This is a genomic window from Mesorhizobium sp. WSM3626 (assembly GCF_000513935.1).
GTDB lineage: Bacteria > Pseudomonadota > Alphaproteobacteria > Rhizobiales > Rhizobiaceae > Mesorhizobium > Mesorhizobium salmacidum.
The window spans coordinates 1-25262 of record NZ_AZUY01000068.1 but is presented as its reverse complement, the minus strand read 5'-3'; the positions used below and the strand labels follow the sequence as shown (position 1 = coordinate 25262).

Here is a 25262-nt window from a genome sequence, read left to right as displayed (position 1 = left end):
ATGCGGGTCATGACGACATAGAGCAGCACCGTCGTCACCAGCATGTTGCCGGTTACCGAGATGCCGTAGGCGGAGGCCAGCTTGCTCGATTCGCCGAAGCCGACCACCAGCATCATCACCACCAGGGCCAGCAGAAGATTGACGCGCGGCATGTAGATCTGGCCGGACTGCTTTTCCGATGTGTGGAGGATTTCCAGCCGCGGCAGCATGTTCAGCTGCACCGCCTGGCGGGTCAGCGAAAAAGCCCCTGAAATGACCGCCTGGCTGGCGATGACGGTAGCCGCCGTCGCCAGCACCACCATCGGGATAAGAGTCCAACCCCCGTTCATCTCGAAGAACGGATGGCCCACCACGCCGCCATTCGCCAGTATGAAGGCGCCTTGCCCGGCATAATTGAGCAGCAGGCAGGGGAACACGATCGCAAGCCAGGCAAGCACGATAGGCTTGCGGCCGAAATGGCCGAGATCGGCATAGAGGGCCTCTGCGCCGGTCACTGCCAGAAACACAGCACCGACAGTGACGAAGGCGACGTCGGGCGAATTGATCAGGAAAGCGACGATATAGTGCGGGCTGACGGCCCACAGGATTTCCGGATCGACGATGATGTGATTGATGCCGGACAAGCCGATGGCCAGGAACCACACCGCGGTCACCGGGCCGAACACCAGCCCAACGCCGCCGGTACCGAAGCGCTGGACGGCAAACACCATGGCGAGGATGACCAGCGTCAATGGCACGACATAGGGCTGGAATGTTGGGGTGACGACATTCATGCCCTCGACCGCCGAAAGCACCGAAATCGCCGGCGTAATGACCGCGTCACCGAAAAAAAGCGAGGCGCCGACGATGCCGATGCCGAGAATCACCGCCGAGCGCTTCGGAAAACTGCCGCGGGCCAGCGCCATCAGCGACAGCACGCCGCCCTCGCCGCGGTTGTCGGCACGCAGCACGAACATGATGTACTTTACCGTGACGGTAATGGTCAGCGACCAGATGATCAGCGACAGCACGCCGAGAATATCGGCACGGGTGGCGACATCGCTGCCGGACGAAGCGTGCAACGCCTCCCGGAGCGCATAGATCGGGCTGGTGCCGATATCGCCATAGACCACGCCGAGTGCGCCCAGCATCAACACCTTGGTGCTGTGCTGCTCGATTTCGGGATGACTCGATTGGTCGACGGGTTCTGCCTCACTACCAGCATTGGCAAGGGCCATGTACGACACTCCGATAAACGCGCGGTGCTCTACGCTTGCTGCAACGCAATATCAAGTGCCGTAACGTTATGGCACTCATATTGGCAGCGCGCAGCTTCTTGTCGGCGATTTCCCGCGGGTGTCGATTCCTACGACGTTCGCAGGCTCACGTCCGGACCACGGCACAACCTGCGGGCCGGCGAGCACGTGTCTGTTAAATGGCAACCTGCGTGCCGATTTCAACGACGCGGCCGGTCGGGATCTGGAAATACTCCGTCGCGTCCGCCGCAGAGCGCGCAAGGCCGATGAACAGCCTGTCCTGCCACACCGGCATGCCGGAATTGGGCGAAGCCTTGAGCGAGCGCCGCGACAGGAAGAAGGATGTCGTCATGATGTCGAACTTCCAGCCCTGCTTGCGGCAGATCGCCAGCGCGCGCGGGATGTTGGGCTGTTCCATGTAGCCGAAGGTCAGCGTCACCCGCATGAACAGCTCGTTGACCGTCTCCATCTTGACGCGGTCGCTGTCGGGCACCACCGGCTGCGGCGCGGTCACCACGGAAAGGATAACGTTCTGCTCGTGCAGAACCTTGTAGTGCTTGAGGCTGTGCATCAAGGCGGTCGGCGCGCTGAGCGGATCGCTGGTCAGGAACACCGCGGTGCCCGAGACGAGCTGCGGCTTCTTCTTCAGCAGATTGCCTGCAAGGAAATCGAGCGGGATCTCGTTGCGGCGCGTCTTGTCGAAGAGATAGCGGGTGCCGCGTATCCACGTCCACATGATCAGCCCCATCAGGCAGGCAACGGTGATCGAGACCCAGCCGCCTTCCACGATCTTCACGACGTTGGCCAGGAAGAAGCCGCTGTCGATGATGCCGAACAGCAAGGTTAGCGCCAGGGCGAGCGCCAGCTTCCATTTCCACATCTTGCGCATCACCACGAACAGCAGGATCGTCGTCATCAACATTTCGCCGGTCACCGAGATGCCATAGGCGGAAGCCAGCGAACTCGAACTGCCGAAACCGACCACCAGCAGCATCACCCCCAACGCAATAAGAAGGTTGACGCGCGGCATGTAGATCTGCCCGGACTGCATTTCCGACGTATGCTGCACCTCGATGCGTGGCAGAAGATTGAGCTGCACCGCCTGGCGGGTGAGCGAAAAAGCCCCTGAGATGACCGCCTGGCTGGCAATGACTGTCGCGGCCGTTGCAAGTCCCACCATCGGCATCAGTGCCCAGTCTGGCAGCATCTCGAAGAACGGATTGGTCGGTTTTCCGCCATGGGCGAGCACAAACGCGCCCTGCCCGAAATAGTTGAGCAGCAGGCAGGGAAACACCACGGAAAACCATGCCAGCACGATCGGCCTGCGTCCGAAATGGCCGAGATCCACGTAGAGCGCCTCGGCCCCGGTCACTGCCAGGAAGACAGCGCCGACAGTGACGAAGGCGGCGGTGGGCGTGCTGGCCAGATAGGCGACCGCGTAATAGGGATTGATGGCCAGCAGGATCGATGGGTCATCCATCAAGTGATAGATGCCCGCAACGCCGATGGCCAGGAACCACAGCGCCGTCACCGGCCCGAACACCGCCGCCACCTTTCCCGTGCCGAAGCGCTGCACGGAAAACAGGATGGCAAGGATGACCAGTGTGACCGGCACGACATAGGCGTCCAGCGTCGGGGTCACCACCGTCAGGCCTTCGACCGCCGACAGCACCGAGATGGCCGGCGTTATGATCGAATCGCCGAAAAACAGCGCCGCGCCGCAAAGGCCGATCACAAGGATCAGCCGGGCGCCTTTGGGATAGGCGCTGCGTGCCAACGACATCAGCGACAGCGTGCCGCCTTCGCCCTTGTTGTCGGCACGAAGCACGAAGGCGACGTATTTGATGGTCACGATGATCGTCAGCGCCCAGACGATCAGCGACAGCACGCCAAGCACGTGAACGCGCGTTGCGATGCCGGGCGAAGCATGAAGCGCCTCTCGGAAGGCGTAGATCGGACTCGTGCCTATGTCGCCATAGACGACACCGAGCGCGCCCAGCATCAGAACCTTGGTGCTGTGCTGCTCGACCGCGGCATGGCTCGATTGGTCGACGGTTTCAGCCTCGCTCCCGCTATTGGCAAGGGCCATCGACCACTCTCCGACAAGCGCGCGGTGCTCTATGCATGCGGCGATAAACTATCAAATGCACGCGATGGCTGCCATACCAATACGAAGCATTACCCCTACCAGCCGCAAGCCCTGAGAAACCGCCCCACCGTGCCGGCCATGCCATACTCCAATGCGTCGGCTGTCAACCCATGTCCGATCGACACTTCGGCCAATGCCGGAATGCGCTTTGCCAGCGCGGGCAGATTGGCCACCGTCAGATCGTGCCCGGCATTGACCTGGAGGCCGGCGGCAAATGCCACGTCAGCGGTTTTTCCCAGCCTTTCCAATTCCTTGGCCGCCTTACCGGAATCGGAATGGTAGCTGCCATAAGGGCCAGTATAGAGTTCGATACGATCGGCGCCCGTATCGCGCGCAGCCCCTATGCCGGCGGGATCGGCGTCGGAAAACAGCGAGACCCTGAAACCGCCCTTCTTCAGACGCTTGACGATCGGCGCCAGGAACGCCGCATCGGCGATGAAGTTCCAGCCGTGGTCGGAGGTTGCCTGTGCCGGATCGTCGGGCACCAGCGTCACCTGCTCAGGCTGGTGCTTCTCCACAAGCGTCAGGAAATCCTCGTTTGGGTAGCCCTCGATGTTGAATTCCGCCTGCGGGAATTCGTCGTCGATCAGCGCCCTGATCTGGGGCAGGTCGGAATGCCGGGTGTGACGTTCGTCGGGGCGCGGATGCACCGTCAGCCCATGCGCTCCGGCGGCAAGGGCAAGGCGGCCGACGCCGATTACGCTGGGCCATGGCAGGTCGCGCCGGTTGCGCAGCATGGCGATGGCGTTGAGGTTGACGGAAAGCTTGGCGGGCATGGGCTGGCGTCCGTGAAACAGGCTATCGAGGCGCGCCACGCTCGTTCGTTCCGGCACGGCGCATTGGAGACGGCGCATCTATAGCGTCTTTAACGGGAACAGATAGGGCCTTTCCGGTGTTCCAGAAGACCAACATACTCCACGAAAAGGAGGCGCTACCTTGAATTTCCTCCAATCCGTGCCGGCGATCCGCCGCATCGAGACCAGCCGCGACGACCTCTTTGCCATCGATGTGGTCGGCCATGTCTCGGCCGCCGATGCCGAGAACCTGTTTGGCCTGCTCGAGGCGGCCTACTTGCTCCATCAGAGAATCGACGTGGCCGTGCGCATAGTCGATCACGAGGGCGTCGACTGGGCCGACATCTCCGATGAGACCATCAAGAAGGGTGCCGTCCACGCATTGGAACATATTGGCCGTTGCGCGGCGATCGGCGCCCCTGACTGGACGCCGAACGCACGACGCGCCTTGCCCGCTTCGTCGCCCGTCGAATTCAGGCATTTCAAGATCGAGGACGAAGCTGCTGCCTGGGAATGGCTCGGGGCGCGGCCGACCGGCCAGGAGGCCAAGGCCGCTCCAGAAAGAGGATGAAACGGTCCTACCCGCCGGCCCTTCTATCTGACGATCGTCAGGCGTTCAGCGGCCCGGGTGATGGCTGTATAAAGCCAACGCTGGCGCGTTTCCTTGAAGGCCCAGCTTTCGTCGAACAGCACGATCTCGTTCCACTGCGAACCCTGCGCCTTGTGCACGGTCAGCGCATAGCCATAGTCGAAATCGTCGAAGCGCTTCTTCTGCTGCCAGGGGATTTCGGCGTCCGGATCCTCGAACGCCGCCTTGAGCAGCTTGATCTTGGCGACACCACGATCCGGATCGTCCTCTTCGGGCGACACCAGAAGGTTGATGCCGGGCTTCACCGTCTCGCGCGACGAGGTCATCACCTTCCACAGCGAGCCGTTGAGCAGGCCTTTGGCTGGGTCGTTGCGCAGGCACACCAGCTTGTCGCCCGCTTGTGGGTAATCCGCATTGAAGCCCTTCAACTCGCGCAGGCGCTGGTTATAGCGCCGCCGCGTCCGGTTGGTGCCGACCAGCACTTGGTCCGCCCTGAGCACCAGTTCCTGGTTGACGTCTTCCTTGCCGATCACCTGCGCGCTGCCATAGTCGCCGCGCATGAATTCGCGGCCCTCGCGCACATCGAGCGCCAGCCGCAGGATCGGATTGTCGCGCGCCTGCCGGTGGATCTCGGTCAGCAGAAAGTCGGGCTCGTGATCGGTGAAGAAGCCGCCGCCCGAGATCGGCGGCAACTGGCCGGGATCGCCCAGCACCAGGATCGGCGTGCCGAAACTCATCAGGTCGCGGCCGAGCTGTTCGTCGACCATCGAGCATTCGTCGATGACGACCAGTTTCGCGCGTGAGATCGGGCTCTGTCGGTTGAGCGAAAAGGTCGGCGACATCGACGTCTTGCCGGTCACCTCGTCAGCCACCGATTCCTCGCCCTTGGGCCGGTAGATCAGCGAATGGATGGTGCGGGCGTTGACCGCCCCCTTGGAGCGCAGCACTTGCGCCGCCTTGCCGGTGAAGGCGGCGAACTGCACCTGGCCGTCGACATGCTCGGCGAAATAGCGCGCCAGCGTCGTCTTGCCGGTGCCGGCATAGCCGAACAGCCGGAACAGCTGCGGCTTGCCGGTCTTCAGCCAGCGGGCGACCGCTTGCAGCGCCTCATCCTGTTGGGGTGAAAATTCCATCTGATCGTGTGACCGGATTCGCGAGGCAAAGACAAGATAGCCGCCACCAGCATCGACACAGCCGGTGGCGAACTCCCCTACGGTTCAGGCTATCAGCCGCAACCAAGAACGTAAAGGGAACGAAACAGCCTGCATTCAGTTGACAGCGCCCGGGTCGTTCTCCAGCAGGATCGGCTTGCCATGCGGCGTGGCGTGGGCGGCGCGCTCCCAGGCCTGCGCCATCGCATCGACGTCAGGCTTGGCGGCCAGCCCCTTGGAAGCAAGCAGGGTTTCAAGCGCCGCCAGCCAATGCTCGTAGTAATCATGGCCGTCCGCCGCGGCATCCGGCTTCTTCACCTCGGCGGACAGGGCATCCGCCCACTCGCTCCACGAAAACAGGCCCTTGTCGTGCAGCGCCACCGTCATGGCGAAGGCTTCGGCCTGCCATGGCTCGGCGAAAACCGGTGCGTCGAGGCCGGCGGGCAAACCGGCGGCAGGCCCTTTCGCCTCACGCCGGCTCAAGATAACTCTCCCAGGCGTCGATCGAGACGGTCAGTGTCGGGTCGGCGCCCTCGCCCCAGATTTCCGTGCCGTCGAAAACCACGGTATAGACCCACTGCGGATTCTCGCCCTGCCCATGCGCATTGCTGTCGGGGAAGACGAAGCCGTCGCGCACGGCCTCGATCATCCCGTTCTTGTCGCGCGCATAGCGCGGCAGCCTGGTATGGCCGGTCGGATTGAAGTTTTTGGTCCGCACCGAATCACCAGCCTTGAAGCGCGGCGCTGTCTCGACCGGCCGGTCACACGGACCGCCCTTGGCCAGCACGGTCGGAACGTTTTCCGCCTTCAGCACCCGTTTCGGAGTCGCCGCCGGATCGATCGCCTCGCCTGCCCCGAGGTCGCGTTCGCTGACGAAGCCGTGCCGCTTGAGCAGGATCTCCAGTGCCTTGATCCATATCTGATAGTAGCTGGAGCTGTAATAGTCGGCCGGATGCAGCGATTCCCGCGCGTGCCGGCTCTCGTCGATGTTCCAGGCGCCCATGCCGCCGGCGCAGAGCGTCACACCCAGCGCCCGCCGCTCCCACGGAGCGTGGAAATAGGGTTCATCCTTTTCGGGCGCGACCGGGCCGAACCCCATCTGTCCGCCGAGATCCTGCGGCCCGTTCATGCCCGTTGACTCGCCAGCGCGGTGCCGATCATGGCATCGCGGCTCACCAGCTCCGCCAGCCGCTCCTCGCTCCAGCCTTCGGTGCCCTCCGGCCGCATTGGCACGACGAGATAGCGCAGTTCCGCCGTCGAATCCCAGACGCGTATCTTCGTCCCGGCCGGCAGCACCAGCCCGAATTCCTCGAGCACGCCGCGCGGATCGATTACCGCGCGCGACCGATAGGGCGGCGCCTTGTACCACACCGGCGGCAAGCCAAGCACCGACCACGGATAACAGGAACACAGCGTGCAGACGACGAGGTTGTGGGTGTCCCCAGTGTTGAACACCGCCTGCATGTGCTCGCCTTGCCGGCCGGTATAGCTCAGCGATTCGATTGCCCGCGTCGCGTCGCGCTTCAGCCACTCGGCAAAAGCGGGATCGCTCCAGGCCTTGGCCACCACCCTGGCACCGTTGCGCGGGCCGATCTTCGTCTCGTAGGTATCGACGATGACGTCGATCGCGGCCGGATCGATCAGCCCCTTGCGGGTCAGGATGGTTTCCAGCGCCCGCACCCGCGCGGCAAACGGATCGAGTTCGTTGTCGTGGTCATGATCGTGGGACATGGCCGCAAATTACGGTTCCGACCCGCCGGCCGCAAGCTCCATGGCTTGGGCCAACGGGGATCGGCGCCTTGCCTGCCTGCTACTCGGCAGCTGTTTTCTGTGGCTCGCCCGGGATGTCGTCATTGGTGCCGAACAGCGAAGGCTGATCGCCCTCTTCGACCAGATGCAACTCGGCTTTGCGCTTCGGCATGAGCCCGACCAGCCAGCCTGAGAAATTCTCCATGTAGACATAGATCACCGGCGTCACGAACAAGGTCAGCGCTTGCGAAGCGAGCAAGCCGCCGACGACGGCTACGCCCAGCGGCTGGCGAAGTTCCGCACTGGCGCCGGTGCCGAGCGCGATCGGGAACGTGCCCATCAGTGCTGCCAGCGTCGTCATCATGATCGGCCTGAACCGCATCAGGCAGGCCTTGTGGATGGAGTCGGTGGCCGACATGCCTTCTCGTCGCAGTTCAAGCGCGACATCGACCATCATGATGCCGTTCTTCTTGACGATGCCGATCAGCATCAGGATGCCGATCACCGCGATGACGGACAGATCCATGCCGGCGAAGCGCAAGGCGACAACCGCCCCGAGCACAGCCGACGGCAGGCCCGTCAAGATGGTGAGCGGGTGGATGAAGCTCTCATACAGAATGCCGAGCACGATATAGATGGTCAGGATGGCGCCGCCGACCAGCAGGCCCTGGTTGGCGAGCGAATCCTGGAAGGTCTTGGCCGTGCCGGCGAAGGTCGTGGAGATCGCCGCCGGCATGCCGATCTGTTCTTTCAGCGCGTCAATGCGTTTCACACTGTCGCCTAGAGCCACGCCCTGCGGCAGGTTGTAGGAGATGGTCACGGCCGGAAGCTGGCCGAGCTGATTGACCGTCAAGGCGCCGGCCGTGCGGTCGACCCGGGCGAAGGCGCCGAGCGGCACCAGGCTGCCGCTCGCCGTCCGCATCTGGATGGCGAGCATCCGCTCCGGCGACCATTCGATCTTGGGATCGAGTTCGGTGATGACTTCGTAGCTGTCGGCCGAGCCGAAGATCGTTGAAACCTGGTCGGTGCCGAACCCGCCATAAAGCGCCGAGCGGAGCGTGTCGGTATCGATGCCGAGCTGCGCGGCCTTGTCGCGATCCACCACCAGCGACGCCTGCAGCGCATTGTTCTGCAGGTCGCTGGTGACATCGGCGAAGGTCGCATGGTCGGCCGCCATCGCGTCATTCATCTTCTGCGCCCAGATATCGGTCTGTCCGGTATCGAGGCCCTGAACAACGAGCTGGTAGGCACTGGCCGACGATCGCGAACCGAGCCGCAGATTCTGCACCGGCTGCATGTAGGTCTCGATGCCCGCCACGCCGGCCAGTTGCTTGCGCAGGTCCGAAAGCACCTTCTCGACATCGGGACGCTGGTCCTTGCCCTTGAGCTGGACGAAGAGCTGCCCCTGGTTGAGGGCATTGTTGCCACTGCCCGCCGACCACGCCACATGGTCGACATAGGGCGACTTCGAGAACACGCTGGCCACCTGCCCTTGCAGCTTGGCCATGGCGTCGAACGAAATGTCCTGGCGCGCGATCGTGGTCACCGAAATCTGGCCGATATCCTCCTGCGGGAAGAAGCCCTTCGGCGAGACCTCGATCAGCCACACCGAGGCTGCCGCGGTGCCGATGAAGACGAGGAACACCAGGAAAGTATGCCGCAGGCAGAAGCTCAGGATCCAGTCATAGCCGCGCGTGATGAAATCGCGCTTGTGGCCAGCGCCGTGCGCCTCGCGGTCGGCCTTGGTCACCGACAGCAGCCGCGAGCACAGCATCGGCGTCAGCGTCAGCGACACGAACATCGAGGCCAGGATGGCGACGGTCACCACGACGGCGAACTCGTTGAAGATGCGCCCGATCACGCCGCCCATCAGGAGCACCGGGATGAACACCGCCACCAGCGAGATCGAGATCGAGATGATGGTGAAGCCGATCTCGCGCGCGCCCTTCAGCGACGCATCGAAGGCCGACAGCCCGTCCTCTTCCATATGGCGGAAGATGTTTTCGAGCATCACGATGGCATCGTCTACGACGAGGCCGACGGCGAGCGTCAGGCCCATCAGCGAGATGTTGTCGATGGAAAAGCCGAACAGGAACATCGCGCCGAGCGTAGCGATCAGCGAGATCGGCACCGCCACGGCCGGGATGATGGTCGCCGTCACCCGGCGCAGGAACACGAAGATCACCAGGACCACCAGCGCGATGGTCAACAGCAGCGTGAACTGCACGTCGTCGACGGCCTGGCGGATCGAGCTCGATCGGTCGTTGAGCAGCTTGATCCGGGCGGCGGCCGGCATCTGGTCCTGGAAGGACGGCAGCATCGCCTTGACCTTGTCGACGACGTCGACCGTATTGGCGTCGGGCTGGCGTTGCACGGCCATGATGATCGCGCGGGTACCGTCGTACCAGCTCGCGGTCGTGGTGGTCTGCACCGAGTCGACGACACGGGTCACCTCGCCCAGCCGCACCGGGTGACCGTTCTTGGTGGCGATGATGAGGTTGGAGAAGCCGGCCGCATCGGTAAGCTGCGTGTTGGCGGTGATGGTCAGCTGCTGCTTGTTGTTCTGCAGCACGCCGAGCGGCGTGTTGCTGTTGGCCGAAGCCACAGCCGCTTGCAGCTGATCGATAGAAATGCCCCGCGCGGCAAGCGCGGTCGGATCGATCTGGATGCGCACCGCGTATTTCTGCTGGCCGAAGATCGACACCTGCGCGACGCCATCGATGGTCGACAGCGACGGCGAGATGACGTTTTCGGCAAAGGCATCGAGGTCGGTCAGCGGAACCGTATCGCTGACCAGCGACATCAGCAGGATAGGCGCATCGGCCGGATTGACCTTCCGATAGCTCGGTGGCGACGTCATCTGCGGCGGCAGTGATTTCTGGGTGCGCGCGATCGCGGCTTGCACGTCGGCCGCGGCCGCATCGATATTCCGGTTGAGGACGAATTGGATGGCGATCGAGGTCTGGCCGAGTGCGTTGGTGGTCGAGATGGAATCGATGCCGGCGATGGTGGCGAACTGCTTGATCAGCGGCGTCGCCACCGATGTGGCCATGGTTTCCGGCGACGCGCCAGGCAGCGAGGCCGAGACGTTGACCACCGGAAATTCGGCGCTCGGCAATGCGGCGACCGGCAGGAATTTGTACGCGAACAGCCCGCCCAGCACGAGGGCGAACGACATCAGAAGGGTGGCGACTGGCCTGCGGATGCAGAATTCGGAGATCATTGGCCTGCCTCGCCGGCGTTGCTGGCCTGGGCAACCTTGGGCGCGGCTTCCTTGCCTTCATGCACCGCGGCGCCGTCCTTCAGCTTTGTCTGGCCTTCGGTGACAACCTTCTCGCCGCTTTTCAGCCCCTGGCTGATGGCGCTGTTTTGGCCTTCGGTCAGCGCCACCTGCACTGGCCGCATCTCGACGGTGTTGTCCGGCTTGACCACATAGACGAACGGTCCCTTCTGGCTGGGCTGGACCGCGACGGTCGGAACCGAGGTCATCTGCGGCATGATGCCGGCGTCAAGGACGACGTTCACATACTGGCCGGGCCACAAGGAAAGATCGGCATTGGGAATGCTTGCCCGTGTAGCGATCGTGCCCGAAGCGGTGTCGACGCTGGAATCGACGAAATCGAGCGTACCCTTGCCGATCGGCGTCGGGTCGCCGCTTTGGGTCAACGTCACCGCGTTCTGCTGTGGATTGGCAAGCGCCTTGTGCAGCAGGGCAAGGTTGCTTTCCGGCAGATTGAAGTTGACCTGCAAGGGGTCCATCTGGGTGATCGTCACCAGTGGCGTCGCCGTGCTGCTGTTACCGTTGCTGACAGTCACGAGATCGCCGACGGCGACATTCACCGCACCCAGCCTGCCAGCGATCGGCGCGGCGATGGCGGCAAAGCCAAGCTGGACATTGTCCGCGTCGATCGTTGCCTTGTCGGCATCGACGGTGGCCGCCGCCGCTTTCTGCGCGGCAACGGCCTGGTCGTAGGTCTGCTGCGTACCGGCCTGCTTGGCGACGAGGTCCTTGGCGCGCTGAAGGTCGGAATTCGAGCTGGCAAGCAGCGCCTGGTCCTTGGCAAGCGCTGCCTGGTCCTTGGCGAGTTGAGCCTTCAGCGCCCGGTCGTCGAGCGAGAACAGGAGGTCGCCTGCCTTCACCATCTGCCCGTCCTTGACGTCGATCGACACGATCTGGCTGGAGACGCGCGCGTTGATGTTGACCACGGCCGGAGAGGAAACGAAGCCGATGGCATAGCGGCGGACCGGAAAGTCAGCCGTCGTTGCCGTCGCCGAAACGATCGAGGTCGAGCGGGCGCCGTTTCCGCCACCGCCCTGTTTGCCGCCTGCCGCCTTGTCGGCCGCCGGCTTGTCTGTCGCGGCGACCTGCTTTGTGCCGATGATCTGCTGAGCCTTGTTCAGCGCGTCCGGCGACAGATAGAGCCAGGCCGCACTCGCACAGGCGACCGCCAGCAACGACAGAATGACTTTTCCACGCATCGACAAAAGACCTCTCCGTTCGACACGCCATAGCCAGGTGGTCGTATTCTAGCGCAATTCACGGCTCATTGCCGCGATTTCGCCGAATAGATAGGACGCGGGTTTGTCGGAAAAGGGCCAAAACACGGCATTACGAAGATTTAATGTGCACTGCACAATAGCTGTGCAGCCGGGCTAACAGGACACATTCAGCGTTGGGAGACGAGATCACGCACTTCGCCCGGCCGCCGTGAGTTACTGGGCAAGCCACCCCGTCGAAGCAGCAGACGCCACGTGGTTGCATCGCCTTTGTGGCGAGTTAGCCTGCGAGGCGTGCCTCGGCAGGATTGTCCCTTGGTGCGGGCTCGGCCGTCAATCTGAGCCCGAGCGCCTTCATGACGCCGAGCAGGGTTGAAAGCTTGGGATCGCCCTTGTCGCTTAGAGCCTTGTACAGCGCCTCGCGCGTCACGCCAGCGTCTTTGGCAATGGATGTCATGCCCCGAGCCCTGGCCACGTTGCCGAGCGCATGGGTGATAAGGGCGGGATCGCCGTCTTCGAAGGCCGCTTCGATATAGGCTAAGATTGCCTCCTCGCCGTCGAGGAATTCTGAAGCGTCCCATTTGGTGGTTTCAATGGTCATTTGACCTCCTTCGCCATGCCAATGGCCTTCTTGATGTCGGCCTTTTGTGATGACTTGTCGCCGCCGCAGAGCAGAATGATGATCGTGTTGCTCGCCTTGACGAAATAGATGCGATAGCCCGGACCATGGTCGACCCGCAATTCGCCGATGCCATCGAAAAACTTGGCATCGCCAAGGTCGCCAAATAGTCAAAGCAGATGTGAACCAGAATTTACAGAATGCGCGTGCCGCGCCTTGAAGGCTTTAACTTACCGCAACATCGGCCAAAGCGTCGCCGCCAGCAGCGCGCCCATGGCGATGTTGAACCATTTCAGCCGCACCGGATCCGAAAGGAAACCGCGCAACGCCGTGCCGAATCCAGCCCAAACCGAGACGCTGGGAAGGTTGACCACGGTGAAAGCCACACCAATCAGAATGACGGACAGGAATGGTCGTTCCGGATTGGTGTAAACGGCCATCGCGGTGATGGCCATCACCCAGGCCTTGGGATTGACCCATTGGAAAGCCGCTGCATCGATGAACCGCATCGGCCACGCATCCGTCTCGCGTTTGCCGCTGAGCGAGCGCGACATGGCGATCTTCCAGGCAAGGTAGAGCAGATAGACGGCACCGGCGATCTTCAGCCCGGTGTGCAGCGCGGGAAACGCGGTCAGCACCGCTCCCAGGCCGAGCCCGACGGCCAGGAGCAGCACAAGAAACCCGATACTGATGCCCAGCATGTGCGGCACGCTTCTGACCAGTCCAAAATTCACGCCTGATGCCAGAAGCATAAGGTTGTTCGGCCCTGGCGTGATCGAGGTCACGAAGGCGTAGACAAGCAGTGCGAGGAATGCGTCGAGGGACATGAGATCCTCCCAGATACGTCAGTACTATTGTCTCTTTCCGACGACTGCACAAAAGCCAGTGCCGACCGTCGGTCGCGCCAGTCCTGCACTCGTACAAAAATTCCGATGGGCTAAGTCGGCCTACATCCCTTGCGGGCCACGGTTCATGGCCGCCACTCCGGTGCGGCAGATCTCGACAAGGCCGAGCGGCTTCATGATGGCGATGAACTGGTCGAGCTTGGACCCCTTGCCGGTGATCTCGAAGATGAAATGCTCGGTGTTGGCGTCGATGACGCTGGCGCGGAAGGCGTCGGCGAGGCGCAGCGCCTCGACCCGGGACTCGCCGGTGCCAGCAACCTTGACCAGCGCCAGTTCCCGCTCCAGCGGCCGCTCCTGCCCGAACTCGTGCGAACGCACGGTGAGATCGACCACGCGGTGCACCGGCACGATGCGCTCGAGCTGATGCTTGATCTGCTCCAGCACATGCGGCGTGCCGCGCGTCACGATAGTGATACGCGACAGGTGTTTTTCATGCTCGGTCTCCGAGACGGTCAGGCTCTCGATGTTGTAGCCACGCCCGGAAAACAGGCCGATGACCCGGGCGAGCACGCCCGGTTCGTTGTCGACCAGCACGGAAAGCGTGTGGTTTTCCGGCCGTTCCGTTTCCTTGGCGATGAAGTAGGCGGAACCGGTGGGTTGAAGGTGCTGTGCGTTCATGACATGAATCTCAAATTCTGGATCTAATTATCTGTTTTCGCACGGCTTTTTTTGACAAGCCCTGCCTTGGCTCGTCGTCTACACCAGTTCCCGGCCCTTGGCGTCGATGGCATTGGCCACGGCCTCGTCGGTCGCCTCGTCGGGCAAAAGCATCTCGTTGTGCGCCTTGCCCGAAGGGATCATCGGGAAGCAGTTGGCGAGTGTCGCCACGCGGCAGTCGAACAGCACCGGCTTCCTGACCGAGATCATCTCCTTGATCGCGTCGTCCAGTTCGTCGGGCTTGTCGCAGCGAATGCCGTGGCCGCCATAGGCCTCGGCCAGCTTGACGAAGTCCGGCATCGCCTCGGTGTAGGAATGCGACAGCCGGTTGCCGTGCAGCAGCTGCTGCCACTGCCGCACCATGCCCATATACTGGTTGTTGAGGATGAAGATCTTGATCGGTGCGTCGTGCTGCACGGCGGCACTCATCTCCTGCATCGTCATCTGCACCGAGGCGTCGCCGGCAATGTCGACGACCAGTGCATCGGGATGCGCGATCTGCACGCCGAGTGCGGCCGGCAAGCCGTAACCCATCGTGCCGAGCCCGCCCGACGTCATCCAGCGGTTCGGCTTCTCGAAATGATAGTGCTGCGCCGCCCACATCTGATGCTGGCCGACCTCGGTGGTGATGTAGGTGTCCATGTTCTTGGTCAGTTCATAGAGCCGCTGGATGGCGTATTGCGGCATGATCACGTCGTTGTTCATCTTGAAGGCGAGTGAATCGCGCGCGCGCCATTTGGCGATCTGCTCCCACCAGGGATAGAGCGCCTTCTTGTCGGTCTTGGCGGTTGCCCGCCACAGCCGCACCATGTCTTCCAGCACCCGGCCGACATCGCCGATGATAGGCACTTCGGTGTGGACATTCTTGTTGATCGAGGACGGATCGATATCGATGTGGATTTTTCGCGAATTCGGCGAGAAGGCATTCAGCCTGCCGGTGATACGGTCGTCGAAACGCGCGCCGATGCAGAGCATCACGTCGCAATCATGCATGGCCATGTTGGCCTCATAGGTGCCGTGCATGCCCAGCATGCCCAGCCAGTTCTTGCCCGAAGCCGGATAGGCGCCGAGACCCATCAGCGTCGAGGTGATCGGGAAACCTGTCAGGTCCACCAGTTCGCGCAGGAGATGGCTCGCTTCCGCGCCGGAATTGATGACGCCGCCACCCGAATAGATGACCGGCTTCCTGGCGGTGGCCATCAGTTCGACCGCGGCCTTGATCTTCTCCAGGTCGCCCTGGACCTTCGGCTGGTAGCTGGTGCGCGGCGCGATCTGCGGCGGGACATAAAAGCCCTTGGCGAACTGCACGTCCTTCGGGATGTCGACCACGACCGGGCCGGGACGGCCGGTCGTCGCGACATGGAAGGCCTCGTGGATGGTCGCGGCGAGTTCGTTGACGTCCTTCACCAGCCAGTTGTGCTTGGTGCAGGGCCGCGTGATGCCGACCGTGTCGCATTCCTGGAACGCGTCGGAGCCGATCAGCGAAGTCGGCACCTGGCCAGTCAGGCAGACCAGCGGGATCGAGTCCATCAGCGCGTCCTGCAGCGGCGTCACCGCATTGGTGGCGCCGGGGCCTGATGTCACCAGCATGACGCCGGCCTTGCCGGTCGACCGCGCATAGCCCTCGGCGGCGTGGCCGGCGCCCTGTTCGTGCCGCACGAGAATGTGCTCGACCTCGTCCTGCTGGAAAATCTCGTCATAGATCGGGAGAACGGCGCCGCCCGGATAGCCGAAGACATGCTTGACGCCATTGTCCTTCAGCGCCTGCACCACCATTTCGGCGCCCGTCATTTCCCTACTTGGCATTTCGCGCCGCTCACTTTGTCCATTGCTCATCGGTCTGATCCCGTACTGTCGCCATTTGGGCGTTGCTGGTCGTTTAGTCGTGTTTCAGGCAATAAAAAAGGCCCCCGAGGGAGCCTGTGTGGTGCGCATGGGAGGTCTTCGCCCGGCGGTTACACCGCCTTGCCCACGCGCCTTCCTACGAGAATGAGTGCCGTTTTCATGGTGGCGGACCATAAAGGCGAACTCGCGGGGTCGTCAATGGGGGATGATGCGAATTCACTCGCCTGTGAGACGGGGCTCCGCTACGCGCTACCATAGTACAGTTGAGCCCATCCCATCGACGCACCACTATGCCGGCTGACGACGTGCCTGGGAGGAGACGCGTTGCCGGCGAACGGGAGTCCCACCCCAGGTAGGGAGGTCCTGGCCGGCCGCTTGCTGTTCCAGTGGAAGCCTGAACAGGCGTTCTTGGAAACCGACAACCGGAGGAGAAACCATGCTCGAGAGAACACCCACAACGAAGGCGCAAGCGCTGCTCGACAAGTTTGGCAAGGCGCTGGATACAGGCGACATCGACGCCGCGGTCAACTGTTTCCAGGCGGATTGCTACTGGCGCGACCTGGTCACCTTCACCTGGAACCTGAGGACGATGGAGGGCCAGGACCAGGTCCGCGACATGCTGAAGGCAACGCTGGCTGAGACCCGACCGAGCAACTGGAAAGTAGCCGAAGGCGAGGAGGCGACCGAGGCGGACGGCGTCAGCACCGCCTGGATCACCTTCGAGACCGAGGTGGCGCGCGGTTTCGGCCTGGTGCGGTTCAAGGGCGACCTGATCTGGACCTTGCTCACCAGCATGGCCGAACTCAAGGGCCATGAGGAGAAGGCGGGCTTCACCCGGCCGCTCGGCGCCAAGCACGGCCACGGCAAGGACAGGAAATCCTGGCGCGAGGAGCGTGACGATGAACTCGCTGAACTCGGCCGCAGCAAGCAGCCCTATGTCGTGATCATCGGCGGCGGCCAGGGCGGCATCGCGCTCGGCGCGCGCCTGCGCCAGCTCGGCGTTTCAGCCATCATCATCGAGAAGAACGAGCGCCCCGGCGATTCCTGGCGCAAGCGCTACAAGTCGCTCTGCCTGCACGATCCGGTCTGGTACGACCATCTGCCTTATATCGATTTCCCCAAGAATTGGCCGGTCTTCGCGCCCAAGGACAAGATCGGCGACTGGCTCGAGATGTACACGAAGGTGATGGAGCTGAACTACTGGTCCTCCACCTCGGCGAAATCCGCGAAATACGACGAGAAGGCCAAGGAATGGACCGTGGTGGTCGAACGCGACGGCGAAGAGATCGTCCTCAAACCCAAGCAGTTGGTGCTGGCCACCGGCATGTCCGGCAAGGCGAACTGGCCGAAATACAAGGGCCAGGACATCTTCAAGGGCGAGCAGCAGCATTCCTAGACCCATCCCGGCCCGGACAAATACCGCGGCAAGAAGGTCGTGGTCATCGGCTCAAACAACTCCGCCCACGACATCTGCGCGGCTCTCTGGGAGGGTGGCGCCGACGTCACCATGGTGCAGCGTTCCTCCACGCACATCGTCAAGTCCGACACGCTTATGGATATCGGGCTCGGCGCGCTCTATTCGGAGCAAGCGGTCGAGAGCGGCATGACGACGCGCAAGGCCGACCTTATCTTCGCCTCCCTGCCCTACCGCATCCTGCACGAATTCCAGATCCCGCTTTACCAGCAGATGAAGGAACGCGACGCCAAGTTCTACGCGGATCTGGAAAAGGCCGGCTTCCTGCTCGACTGGGGTGATGACGGCTCGGGCCTGTTCATGAAATATCTGCGCCGCGGTTCAGGCTACTATATCGACGTCGGCGCCTGCGACCTCGTCATCGACGGCTCGATCAAGCTCAAGAGCGGACAAGGCGCCGCGGTGGAGGAGCTGACGCAAACCGGGGTCAAATTCGCCGATGGAACCGAATTGCCCGCCGATCTCGTGATCTATGCCACAGGCTACGGCTCGATGAACGGCTGGGCCGCGGACCTCATTTCACAGGAGGTGGCGGACAAGGTCGGCAAGGTCTGGGGTCTTGGCTCCAACACCGCCAAGGATCCCGGCCCCTGGGAAGGCGAGCAGCGCAACATGTGGAAGCCGACCCAGCAGGAGGCGCTGTGGTTCCATGGCGGCAACCTCCATCAGTCGCGCCACTATTCGCAATATCTGGCGCTGCAACTGAAGGCCAGGCAGGTTGGCTTGCCCACACCGGTCTACGGATTGCAGGAGGTCCACCACAAGGGATAGCCCGTATCCCCCGCATCAGATGGTGAGCCCTCGGCGACACCGAACGAAACGGCAGCGGTGAGCCCGCCGGGCTCACTGCTGGTCGGCGATGGCGCCCTCGTCAGCCAAACACTCGCGGCAGGTCTCCAGGCTACCGCGCTTCCGCCATCGAAGCAGAGGCACATGGCTGTCTCCTCCCGGTGATTGGTCAGGCGCGATTGGCGAAATCGTGCACGACGCGCTGCAGCAACGGCACATAGTCGCGAAACGCCCGCGTCCGCATATTGGCGACCTTGCCGCCCTCGTCCCAGATGCGAACCCGCACCGCTTCCTCATGGAACGGGTTCTTGCGGAACTCGGCCACCTCGTCGGCACTCATCGGTCCGCCCTGCAGCGACAGGGTGTGAACCGAAGCCGGCGACAGCTTGGAGAAATAGGTCGGGTCCGTGGCGCAGAGATAGCGCTTGGCGGCGACATGCAGCCGAACGCATTCGACGATGACCGGCGGGAAGAACGGCGCCAGCACCTCGCCGCCGGCCTCGTCATGGTGCTTGTCTTCGACATCGTCGGGCGAATAGGTGCCGAACTCGCTGGTGTAGTGGCCGATGTCGTGCAGCAGCGCGGCGGCCACCAGCACCTCGGGCGCTCGATCCTGTTCCGCCAGCCAAGCTCCCTGGAGCATGTGCTCGGACATCGTCACCGGCTCGCCGAGATAGGATTCGGCACCCCGGCGCTCGAAAATGTCGGCTATAAACTCGACGATGGTGTCCGCGTTCAGATCATGGCTGCTCATTCCGCCGCCTCCTTGAAGCCGTGTTCGATCGCCGCGAGCGTCGACAAAAGGCCGTCCTTGTCTGCGTAGCATCCCTGCAGCCACCGCTTGCCGGTGCCCGAAAACGCCTTGCGGGCATGCATGACGCGAGTGTTGTCGACGATGAAGGCCTGGCCCGGTTCCAGCTTGAAGGTCACTTCGAAGGACGGATCCTCGATCAGCTCGGCAAAGCGGCGGTAGGCGGCGTAGTAACGATCCATGTCGGCGAACGGCACATCGACGGTCGGCGCCAGCGAGCGGTTGTTGAAGCGGATGCAGATCAGTTCGCCGTCGGGTCCAAGCTCGATCATCGGCCGTTTGGACTGCAGCCGCACACCGGATGAACCTGCGTATTCGAACCGCGCCGCATGGGAGCTCAACAGCCGAAAACCTTCGGGGTTTTCCGCTTGCAAGGCAGCGGCGACGGCAAAGCCGTCGACGACGCTGGATTCGCCGCCCTCCACCGTGTTCTCGATGCAGGACAGGATCTGCAGCGTCGGCACCGGATCGCGATAGGGATTGTCGGTATGCGCCTGCAGGCCGAGATTGGTGTAGGCGAGGTTGTTCGGATTGACTTCGGCGCGCACCTCGAACCAGCGCCCGTAATTGGTTTCCCTAATATAGCCGAACAGGTCGGAAACCTTGCACAGCGCCCCGGATTCGGCCGGCAGCCCGTCCATCACCGCAAAGCCATAAGTCCTCACCGCCGAAAGCCATTCGCGCAGGACACCGCGGCCATGGAAGGCCGCCGGATAGCTGGCGCGCGGCACCGAGTTCTGCATCGTCGCCGTGGTCCAGCGCTGGATAACATCGCCTGTCCAACCGGGCTGGCGTGTCTCGTCGCGATCATAGGCATTCGCACGCAGCCATTGGGCGGGAAAGCTGACCGTCTTTCCCTCCGGTTCGAAGCTGATCTCCAGTGCTCCGGCCTTGACCGATGCAGCGCCAATTCTCGTGCCGGCCGGAATGTCGAGGATGGTGACGAGCCGCTGGCCATTGCCGGCGCTACGCGTCTTGTCGTCGAGCGCATTGTCGCGCAGCCAGATGGCGTGAAAGCGGGTGCGCCTTCCGTCCTGCCAGCCAAGTTCGATTGTTCTGCCTTCGTCGCCGATCAGCGCGTGGGTCAACATGGAGATCAGGTCCTGTGTCTATCCGCCCACCGCCAGATCCGGGGCTTCGATTGCATGTTGAGCGTACCCAAGGCATAACTCAAATTATCATTTTTTAGCCAAAGGCCGAAATTTCGTAATGGCTCGGAGACTTGTCCCCACGCTGCCTCCCCTCGACTGGCTGCGCAGTTTCGAGGCTGCGGCACGGCTGTCGAATTTCACCGCGGCGGCTGCCGAACTCGGGCTGACCCAGGCGGCCGTCAGCCAGCATATCCGGCTGCTCGAGGAACGGCTGAAGACGCGGCTGTTCTCGCGGCTGGCGCGTGGGGTCGCGCTGTCGCCCGAGGGCGCCGCCTACCTGCCGCACATCCAATCGGCCTTCGCCACCATTGGCAGCAGCACCACGGAATTGTTCGAACCGCGCGCCGTCCGGACCGTCTCGATCCGGGTGCCGATCTCGTTTGCCTTGCTGGCATTGGTCCCGGCGCTACCCGATCTCGCCGAGGCGCTGCCGCGCGTCCAACTCGATCTGGTGACGATCCACCGCCCGACCGACTACGATCTGCCAGGCTCGGCGCTCGACATCCGTTTCGGCAACGGATCCTTTCCTGGACGCGAGGCCGAGAGGCTGACCGCCGAGCGGCTTGTGCCGGTGGCAAGTCCGGCCCTCGCCAGCGCCGCCGCCAACTGGACATCGCTGCCGCTGCTTCTCGTGGCCGGCGCGCGCGAGATGTGGGCGGAATGGTTCGCGGCGGCCGGATTGGCTGGCCATCCCCGGCGGTCGCACCGCTTCGACAGTTTCGTCGCCGCCATGGAGGCGGCGAGCGCCGGCGCCGGCGTGCTGCTGGGGTCCCGCCCCTTGATCGACGTGGCGCTCGACGGCGGGGCGCTGGTCCCGCTTTCCGATTTTGAGCTCCCCAGCACGTCGGGGCATTTTCTGACCAGGCCGTCGACCGCGCAACTGACCAGTGCCGAGCAGGATTTCCGCCACTGGCTGCTAAAGCGCCTTGCCGGAAAAGCCCGGACCTGACTGGCGCTACGGCGATGCTGTGCCGATACGCTTCCAGTAGATCAGCGTGCCCGTCAGCCCGCCATGCGGCTTCAGCGCATAATCCGGTACCTCGCCGGCCAGGGTGAAGCCGAGCTTCTCATAAAGTCCTGAAGCACCCTCCTCCGTCGCCGTATCCAGAACCAGCAGCGTGCGTCCCTTCTCCGCCGCGAGGCGTTCGGCGGCCCGCATCAGGCGTGTCCCGACGCCCCTGCCCCGCTGCTCGACTGATGTCATCAGCTTGGCGATCTCGGCCCGATGCGGCTGATTGGGCGGACAGTCGAGCAGCAGCGTGACGGTGCCGACCAGAGCCCCGCCGTCCCATGCCCCAAGCACCACTCTTTGCCCTCGTGCCGCCGCGGCCAGCGACGTCTCCCAGAATGCCCTTGCCGCCTCCGGCGCCAGCGCATGCATGAAACTGACCGATCCGCCGGCGGCAACCGTTTCGACCAGCAGATCCGTCAGCAGTGCGAGTGTTTCCCGGCTGGCGGTCAACGGCTCGATCTCTATGGCATTCATAGCTGGTCCTCTGGAAACGATGGATGGGGTCGATAGCGCCGGCGTCAGTCGAGATGGCGGGCACGGCGCCGCTTGCGCGCTGCCTTGATGGCGCTGATGCGTTCGGTGTCTTCTTCCCTGAGATGCCGACCGCGCTCGAGGATTTCGAGCGTGTATTCCTCATAGGTCAGGCCCAGCCGTTCAGCCTTGTCCATGCGCATCAGCATCACTTCGCGGCTCGGCGCCTTCCATGCCTTGGCGTGCGCCGCCTGCCAGGCCAGGAAGATGTAAGGATCGCCCTTGCCCCATGGCGGCCCCTTGTAGTCGTCAAGAGGCGGCCCCCCATTGTGGGAGCGCTTTGGCCGTCTTGCCATGATGTCAGCCCCTGACCAGAGCGACGAGATAGTCGGCGCCCGGCCCCAGCGCATGGAAGGTGCAGTCCGACGGTGCCCCGAGCGCCAGGCAGTCGCCGGGTTCGAGCCTGTGCACCTGATCGCCTTCGGTGAATTCGAGTTGTCCCGAGATCAGCCAGATCTGCTGCTTGATGAAGGCGTAGGAAGCCGCGGGTAAGCTGACTTTCGCGCCCGCCGGCAGATGGACCTTGATCAGTTCGAGCGGCATGTCGCAGGCCGGCGACAGATGCCGCCTGACATAGCCTGTATCGGGGTCGCGCCACACCGGCTGGTCGGCCGCGCGCAACAGCCCGCCGCCTTGCAATTCCGCGCGCGCGATAAGGGTCGACAGCGTCATGCCGAAGGCCGCCGCAATGCGCACCAGAAGCGCGGCCGTCGGGCTGGTCATGCCGCGCTCGATCGTACTCAGCATCGCCTTGGAAACGCCTGACCGTTCTGCGAGTTCGGCCAGCGACCAATCCCGCATGATCCTCTCGGCGTGAATGCGCCTGCCGATGGTCGAGGAAATGTCGTTCGCTATATCATCCATTCGTCCATTATAACGAAACAAGAATGCGAGTGAAGACCATCTCACGATAATTTTCATCGCGTCCTTAATCCTCTCTACACCATCCGACCTCATCCGACCTTAACCCCGTTCCTGTAGCGTCCGGTCTCCAGGGAAATGGGGATAGGCCTGTCCATGTATGTCGAACGCGAGGCTTCCGTCGGAGAACCGACATCGCAGGAGCGCCGCAACGCAGAGCAGAACGATCGGCGCATCCTAGGCAACGTCGTGCAATGCGACGGCGCGCGCGCCACCATCAGCGCCTATGCCGACGACGTCGACGGCGCTATCACCGGCCTGTGGACGGTCGGCAAGATGATCTCCATCAATCTGGGCACGACGCGCACCGTTGGCCTGGTTTATGCGATCGGCAAGTCGGATCGCGCCTGGAGCAATGAGGGCCAGAACGCCATCGAGGTCAGCATCGAGCTGATCGGCGAAGTGCGCGACGGCGCCGAACCCGGTGCCAAGCCGATCTTCGACCGCGGCATCACCAGCTATCCGCATATCGGCGCCGTCGCGCACCGCATCCGCACCCGCGACCTGCAGGCGGTCTATGACCTGGCCGGCCGCCATTCCATCACCATCGGCTCGCTGGCGCAGGACGAGGCCATCGCCGCCAACATCGCCATCGACGACACGCTGGCGCGCCACTTCGCCATTGTCGGCACGACCGGCGTCGGCAAGTCGACCGCCGTGTCGCTGCTGCTGCGCAAGTCGATCGCGGCGCGACCCGACCTGCGCATCCTGATCCTCGATCCGCACAATGAGTTCGCGGCCTCGCTGCCCGAATATTGCGTAAGGGTCGATTCCAAGACGCTCGACCTGCCGTTCTGGATATTCACGCTGGAGGAATTCGCCGAAGTGCTGTTTCGCGGACGCGAAACGGTGCCGGAAGAGATCGACGCCCTTCGCGACCTCGTTCCGCTCGCCAAGAACCTCTATCGCAACCCCGGTTCAGGCGCCTACCTGAGGCGCGGCAGCGATGCGCTGACCGCCGATACGCCGGTACCCTACCGCATCGCCGACCTGCTCAAGCAGATCGACGAGCGCATGGGAATGCTCGAAAGCAAGACCGATCGTCCGACCCTCAAATCGCTGAAGACGCGCATCGAATCGGCGGCTGCCGATCCGCGCTACCGCTTCATGTTCAATTCGCGCCTGATCGAGGACACCATCCACGAGACGATCGGCAACATCTTCCGCGTGCCGCATCATGGCCGCCCGGTAACCTGCTTCGAGATGGCCGGCATGCCCTCGGAAGTGGTCAATTCCGTCTGTTCGGTGCTGGCGCGCCTGGCCTTCGACCTCGCTTTGTGGAGCGAAGGCAAGCTGCAGCTCCTGTTTTTATGCGAGGAAGCGCATCGCTATATGCCTGCCGATCCGCGCCTCGGCTTCGCGCCGACCAGGCATGCGCTGTCGCGCATCGCCAAGGAAGGCCGCAAATATGGCTGCTATCTCGGCGTCGTCACCCAGCGCCCAGGTGAGCTGGACCCGACCATTCTGTCGCAATGCTCGACCTTCTTCGCCATGCGGCTCGCCAATGAGCAGGACCAGGCGATCATTCGCTCGGCAATCGCCGACTCGTCCGCCTCCACGCTCGCGTTCCTGTCTTCCATGGGCCAGCGCGAAGCGATCGCCTTCGGCGAAGGCGTGGCGACGACCATGCGGCTGAAATTCGAGAGATTGCCCGCTCACCTGCTTCCCGGCACGGCCAAGCGCGAGGAAGAAGTGACGTCGAAGGCCGGTGAGGTCGATCTGGTGGCGATCGTCGAGCGGCTGCGCAACGTGCCGAAACCGCAGAGCCAGGCAATGGCCTTCGCCGAGGTGGTCGATTCCGGCCGGCAGGCCGGCGACCCCGATTACCGCAAACCGCCGGCGGCGGCGCGCGTGCAGTCGGACGAAGATTTCGACACGCGCTACGGCCTCAAGCCAGCCACCTTCGGCCTGCGTCCACAGAACGATTGAGGCTGAGCGCCCCGCCCCCGTCTACGAAAAGTCCTGAAAGTCCGTGCAAGCGGACGATCCGTCTTCGTTGGACAGCTTGGGTAAATCCCATCAGGGAATTCGTCAGGCTGAGTCGGCTGGTGTCGTTTTCGAGAACCGGAGCGGAGCGGACATTCAGTCCGTGTTGGGGTGCCAGAATGAGGTCGTTGCAGATCTCAACAAGGGAGACCGTCCGTGGATAAACTTATTCGCATTGGCATGGATACGTCAAAGAGCGTTTTCCAGTTGCATGGGGTGAATGAAGCCGAACAGCCTGTATTGCGCAAGAAGCTGCGGCGCAATCAGGTGCTCGCCTTCTTTGCGGGGCTTCCACCACTGAAGGTTGGCATGGAGGCCTGTGGCGCGGCTCATTACTGGGCGCGGGAGTTGCGCGCGTTGGGTCACGAGGTGCTGCTGATGCCGGCGCAGCACGTGA

21 protein-coding genes and 3 pseudogenes are annotated in these 25262 nt (G+C 63.0%); 5 read left to right on the top strand and 19 right to left on the bottom strand.

All coding sequences use genetic code 11. The features are described from left to right. The 3 genes from M653_RS0129435 to M653_RS0129425 form a co-directional block, all read right to left on the bottom strand. A partial coding sequence (locus M653_RS0129435; protein ID WP_032936423.1) for a KUP/HAK/KT family potassium transporter occupies positions 1-1217 on the bottom strand: 1217 nt, incomplete at its 3' end. Between the two features lie 193 nt (positions 1218-1410). After that, on the bottom strand, positions 1411-3324 hold the full coding sequence (locus M653_RS0129430) for a potassium transporter Kup (RefSeq protein ID WP_027146535.1): 1914 nt from the start codon (positions 3322-3324) through the stop codon (positions 1411-1413). Positions 3325-3419: 95 nt separating this feature from the next. After that, positions 3420-4160: a pyridoxine 5'-phosphate synthase gene (locus M653_RS0129425; RefSeq protein ID WP_027146534.1), complete on the bottom strand. Its 741-nt coding sequence runs from the start codon at positions 4158-4160 to the stop codon at positions 3420-3422. 160 nt (positions 4161-4320) lie between these two features. On the opposite strand from M653_RS0129425, the gene M653_RS0129420 reads away from it, so the two are divergent. After that, positions 4321-4749, top strand: a complete 429-nt coding sequence (locus tag M653_RS0129420) for an STAS/SEC14 domain-containing protein (RefSeq protein ID WP_027146533.1) — start codon at positions 4321-4323, stop codon at positions 4747-4749. 23 nt (positions 4750-4772) lie between these two features. On the opposite strand, the gene M653_RS0129415 is transcribed toward M653_RS0129420, so the two are convergent. From M653_RS0129415 to M653_RS0129365, 11 genes and pseudogenes are all read right to left on the bottom strand, one after another. Next, entirely contained in the window at positions 4773-5900 is a 1128-nt protein-coding gene (locus M653_RS0129415; RefSeq protein ID WP_027146532.1) for an ATP-dependent RecD-like DNA helicase, read from the bottom strand. A gap of 135 nt (positions 5901-6035) precedes the next feature. Continuing rightward, positions 6036-6401 carry a nitrile hydratase accessory protein gene (locus M653_RS0129410; RefSeq protein ID WP_027146531.1) on the bottom strand — a complete coding sequence of 122 codons (366 nt, stop codon included), beginning with the start codon at positions 6399-6401 and terminating at the stop codon, positions 6036-6038. After that, positions 6388-7047 (bottom strand): nitrile hydratase subunit beta, encoded by a 660-nt coding sequence (gene nthB, locus M653_RS0129405; protein ID WP_027146530.1) that lies wholly within the window; start codon positions 7045-7047, stop codon positions 6388-6390. Before nthB ends, M653_RS0129410 begins: the two co-directional genes overlap by 14 nt. Continuing rightward, positions 7044-7649, bottom strand: coding sequence for a nitrile hydratase subunit alpha (nthA, locus tag M653_RS0129400; RefSeq protein ID WP_027146529.1), 606 nt, complete (start codon positions 7647-7649; stop codon positions 7044-7046). Before nthA ends, nthB begins: the two co-directional genes overlap by 4 nt. A 79-nt stretch (positions 7650-7728) precedes the next feature. Further along, entirely contained in the window at positions 7729-10890 is a 3162-nt protein-coding gene (locus tag M653_RS0129395; RefSeq protein WP_027146528.1) for an efflux RND transporter permease subunit, read from the bottom strand. Beyond that, a complete protein-coding gene (locus M653_RS0129390) occupies positions 10887-12146 on the bottom strand; it encodes an efflux RND transporter periplasmic adaptor subunit (protein WP_027146527.1) in 1260 nt (419 codons plus the stop codon). Before M653_RS0129390 ends, M653_RS0129395 begins: the two co-directional genes overlap by 4 nt. Positions 12147-12444: 298 nt before the next feature. Next, positions 12445-12765, bottom strand: a complete 321-nt coding sequence (locus M653_RS0129385) for an addiction module antidote protein (RefSeq protein WP_027146526.1) — start codon at positions 12763-12765, stop codon at positions 12445-12447. Then, positions 12762-12935 (bottom strand): annotated as a pseudogene (locus M653_RS1000000136315) (type II toxin-antitoxin system RelE/ParE family toxin); the annotation flags it as partial. The pseudogene M653_RS1000000136315 and the gene M653_RS0129385, both read right to left, overlap by 4 nt. A 78-nt stretch (positions 12936-13013) precedes the next feature. Beyond that, on the bottom strand, positions 13014-13610 hold the full coding sequence (locus tag M653_RS0129375; protein ID WP_027146525.1) for a LysE family translocator: 597 nt from the start codon (positions 13608-13610) through the stop codon (positions 13014-13016). A 120-nt stretch (positions 13611-13730) separates the two neighbouring features. Continuing rightward, on the bottom strand, positions 13731-14306 hold the full coding sequence (gene ilvN, locus M653_RS0129370; RefSeq protein ID WP_027146524.1) for an acetolactate synthase small subunit: 576 nt from the start codon (positions 14304-14306) through the stop codon (positions 13731-13733). Positions 14307-14384: 78 nt separating this feature from the next. Next, complete coding sequence (locus M653_RS0129365) at positions 14385-16181, bottom strand: acetolactate synthase 3 large subunit (RefSeq protein WP_084637014.1); 1797 nt, start codon at positions 16179-16181, stop codon at positions 14385-14387. A gap of 445 nt (positions 16182-16626) precedes the next feature. Between M653_RS0129365 and M653_RS1000000134810 the strand changes: the two are divergent. Further along, positions 16627-18435 (top strand): annotated as a pseudogene (locus M653_RS1000000134810) (NAD(P)/FAD-dependent oxidoreductase). 187 nt (positions 18436-18622) lie between these two features. On the opposite strand, the gene M653_RS0129355 reads toward M653_RS1000000134810, so the two are convergent. Both M653_RS0129355 and M653_RS0129350 read right to left on the bottom strand, forming a co-directional pair. Beyond that, on the bottom strand, positions 18623-19207 hold the full coding sequence (locus M653_RS0129355) for an HD domain-containing protein (protein ID WP_027146522.1): 585 nt from the start codon (positions 19205-19207) through the stop codon (positions 18623-18625). Continuing rightward, positions 19204-20355 carry a gamma-butyrobetaine dioxygenase gene (locus M653_RS0129350; RefSeq protein WP_027146521.1) on the bottom strand — a complete coding sequence of 384 codons (1152 nt, stop codon included), beginning with the start codon at positions 20353-20355 and terminating at the stop codon, positions 19204-19206. The genes M653_RS0129355 and M653_RS0129350 overlap by 4 nt, the downstream gene beginning before the upstream one ends. Before the next feature lie 118 nt (positions 20356-20473). Here M653_RS0129350 and M653_RS0129345 point away from each other — a divergent pair, with 118 nt between their 5' ends. After that, positions 20474-21364, top strand: a complete 891-nt coding sequence (locus tag M653_RS0129345; RefSeq protein WP_027146520.1) for a LysR substrate-binding domain-containing protein — start codon at positions 20474-20476, stop codon at positions 21362-21364. 6 nt (positions 21365-21370) lie between these two features. Here M653_RS0129345 and M653_RS0129340 read toward each other — a convergent pair whose 3' ends face one another. From M653_RS0129340 to M653_RS0129330, 3 genes are read right to left on the bottom strand one after another with little or no spacing between them, the layout of a single operon-like run. Beyond that, the gene (locus M653_RS0129340) at positions 21371-21901 is read right to left on the bottom strand and encodes a GNAT family N-acetyltransferase (RefSeq protein WP_027146519.1); all 531 of its coding nucleotides are present in this window, start codon (positions 21899-21901) and stop codon (positions 21371-21373) included. 44 nt (positions 21902-21945) lie between these two features. Next, positions 21946-22254, bottom strand: coding sequence for a hypothetical protein (locus tag M653_RS0129335; RefSeq protein ID WP_027146518.1), 309 nt, complete (start codon positions 22252-22254; stop codon positions 21946-21948). A 4-nt stretch (positions 22255-22258) separates the two neighbouring features. Further along, entirely contained in the window at positions 22259-22822 is a 564-nt protein-coding gene (locus tag M653_RS0129330; RefSeq protein WP_027146517.1) for an XRE family transcriptional regulator, read from the bottom strand. Between the two features lie 153 nt (positions 22823-22975). Between M653_RS0129330 and M653_RS0129325 the strand changes: the two genes are divergently transcribed. Both M653_RS0129325 and M653_RS01000000133890 read left to right on the top strand, forming a co-directional pair. Next, positions 22976-24808: an ATP-binding protein gene (locus M653_RS0129325; RefSeq protein ID WP_027146516.1), complete on the top strand. Its 1833-nt coding sequence runs from the start codon at positions 22976-22978 to the stop codon at positions 24806-24808. A 213-nt stretch (positions 24809-25021) separates the two neighbouring features. Further along, positions 25022-25262, top strand: a pseudogene (locus M653_RS01000000133890) (IS110 family transposase); the annotation flags it as partial.

Excerpts from the sequence above, each read along its gene's own strand:
- nthB (WP_027146530.1), bottom strand. The coding sequence starts at position 7,047 with ATGAACGGGCCGCAGGATCTCGGCGGACAGATGGGGTTCGGCCCGGTC.
- nthA (WP_027146529.1), bottom strand. The coding sequence starts at position 7,649 with ATGTCCCACGATCATGACCACGACAACGAACTCGATCCGTTTGCCGCG.
- M653_RS0129425 (WP_027146534.1), bottom strand. The coding sequence starts at position 4,160 with ATGCCCGCCAAGCTTTCCGTCAACCTCAACGCCATCGCCATGCTGCGC.
- M653_RS0129375 (WP_027146525.1), bottom strand. The coding sequence starts at position 13,610 with ATGTCCCTCGACGCATTCCTCGCACTGCTTGTCTACGCCTTCGTGACC.
- M653_RS0129355 (WP_027146522.1), bottom strand. The coding sequence starts at position 19,207 with ATGAGCAGCCATGATCTGAACGCGGACACCATCGTCGAGTTTATAGCC.
- M653_RS0129415 (WP_027146532.1), bottom strand. The coding sequence starts at position 5,900 with ATGGAATTTTCACCCCAACAGGATGAGGCGCTGCAAGCGGTCGCCCGC.
- M653_RS0129430 (WP_027146535.1), bottom strand. The coding sequence starts at position 3,324 with ATGGCCCTTGCCAATAGCGGGAGCGAGGCTGAAACCGTCGACCAATCG.
- M653_RS0129345 (WP_027146520.1), top strand. The coding sequence starts at position 20,474 with ATGGCTCGGAGACTTGTCCCCACGCTGCCTCCCCTCGACTGGCTGCGC.
- M653_RS0129365 (WP_084637014.1), bottom strand. The coding sequence starts at position 16,181 with ATGAGCAATGGACAAAGTGAGCGGCGCGAAATGCCAAGTAGGGAAATG.
- M653_RS0129340 (WP_027146519.1), bottom strand. The coding sequence starts at position 21,901 with ATGAATGCCATAGAGATCGAGCCGTTGACCGCCAGCCGGGAAACACTC.
- M653_RS0129395 (WP_027146528.1), bottom strand. The coding sequence starts at position 10,890 with ATGATCTCCGAATTCTGCATCCGCAGGCCAGTCGCCACCCTTCTGATG.
- M653_RS0129335 (WP_027146518.1), bottom strand. The coding sequence starts at position 22,254 with ATGGCAAGACGGCCAAAGCGCTCCCACAATGGGGGGCCGCCTCTTGAC.
- ilvN (WP_027146524.1), bottom strand. The coding sequence starts at position 14,306 with ATGAACGCACAGCACCTTCAACCCACCGGTTCCGCCTACTTCATCGCC.
- M653_RS0129325 (WP_027146516.1), top strand. The coding sequence starts at position 22,976 with ATGTATGTCGAACGCGAGGCTTCCGTCGGAGAACCGACATCGCAGGAG.
- M653_RS0129385 (WP_027146526.1), bottom strand. The coding sequence starts at position 12,765 with ATGACCATTGAAACCACCAAATGGGACGCTTCAGAATTCCTCGACGGC.
- M653_RS0129390 (WP_027146527.1), bottom strand. The coding sequence starts at position 12,146 with ATGCGTGGAAAAGTCATTCTGTCGTTGCTGGCGGTCGCCTGTGCGAGT.
- M653_RS0129350 (WP_027146521.1), bottom strand. The coding sequence starts at position 20,355 with ATGTTGACCCACGCGCTGATCGGCGACGAAGGCAGAACAATCGAACTT.
- M653_RS0129330 (WP_027146517.1), bottom strand. The coding sequence starts at position 22,822 with ATGGATGATATAGCGAACGACATTTCCTCGACCATCGGCAGGCGCATT.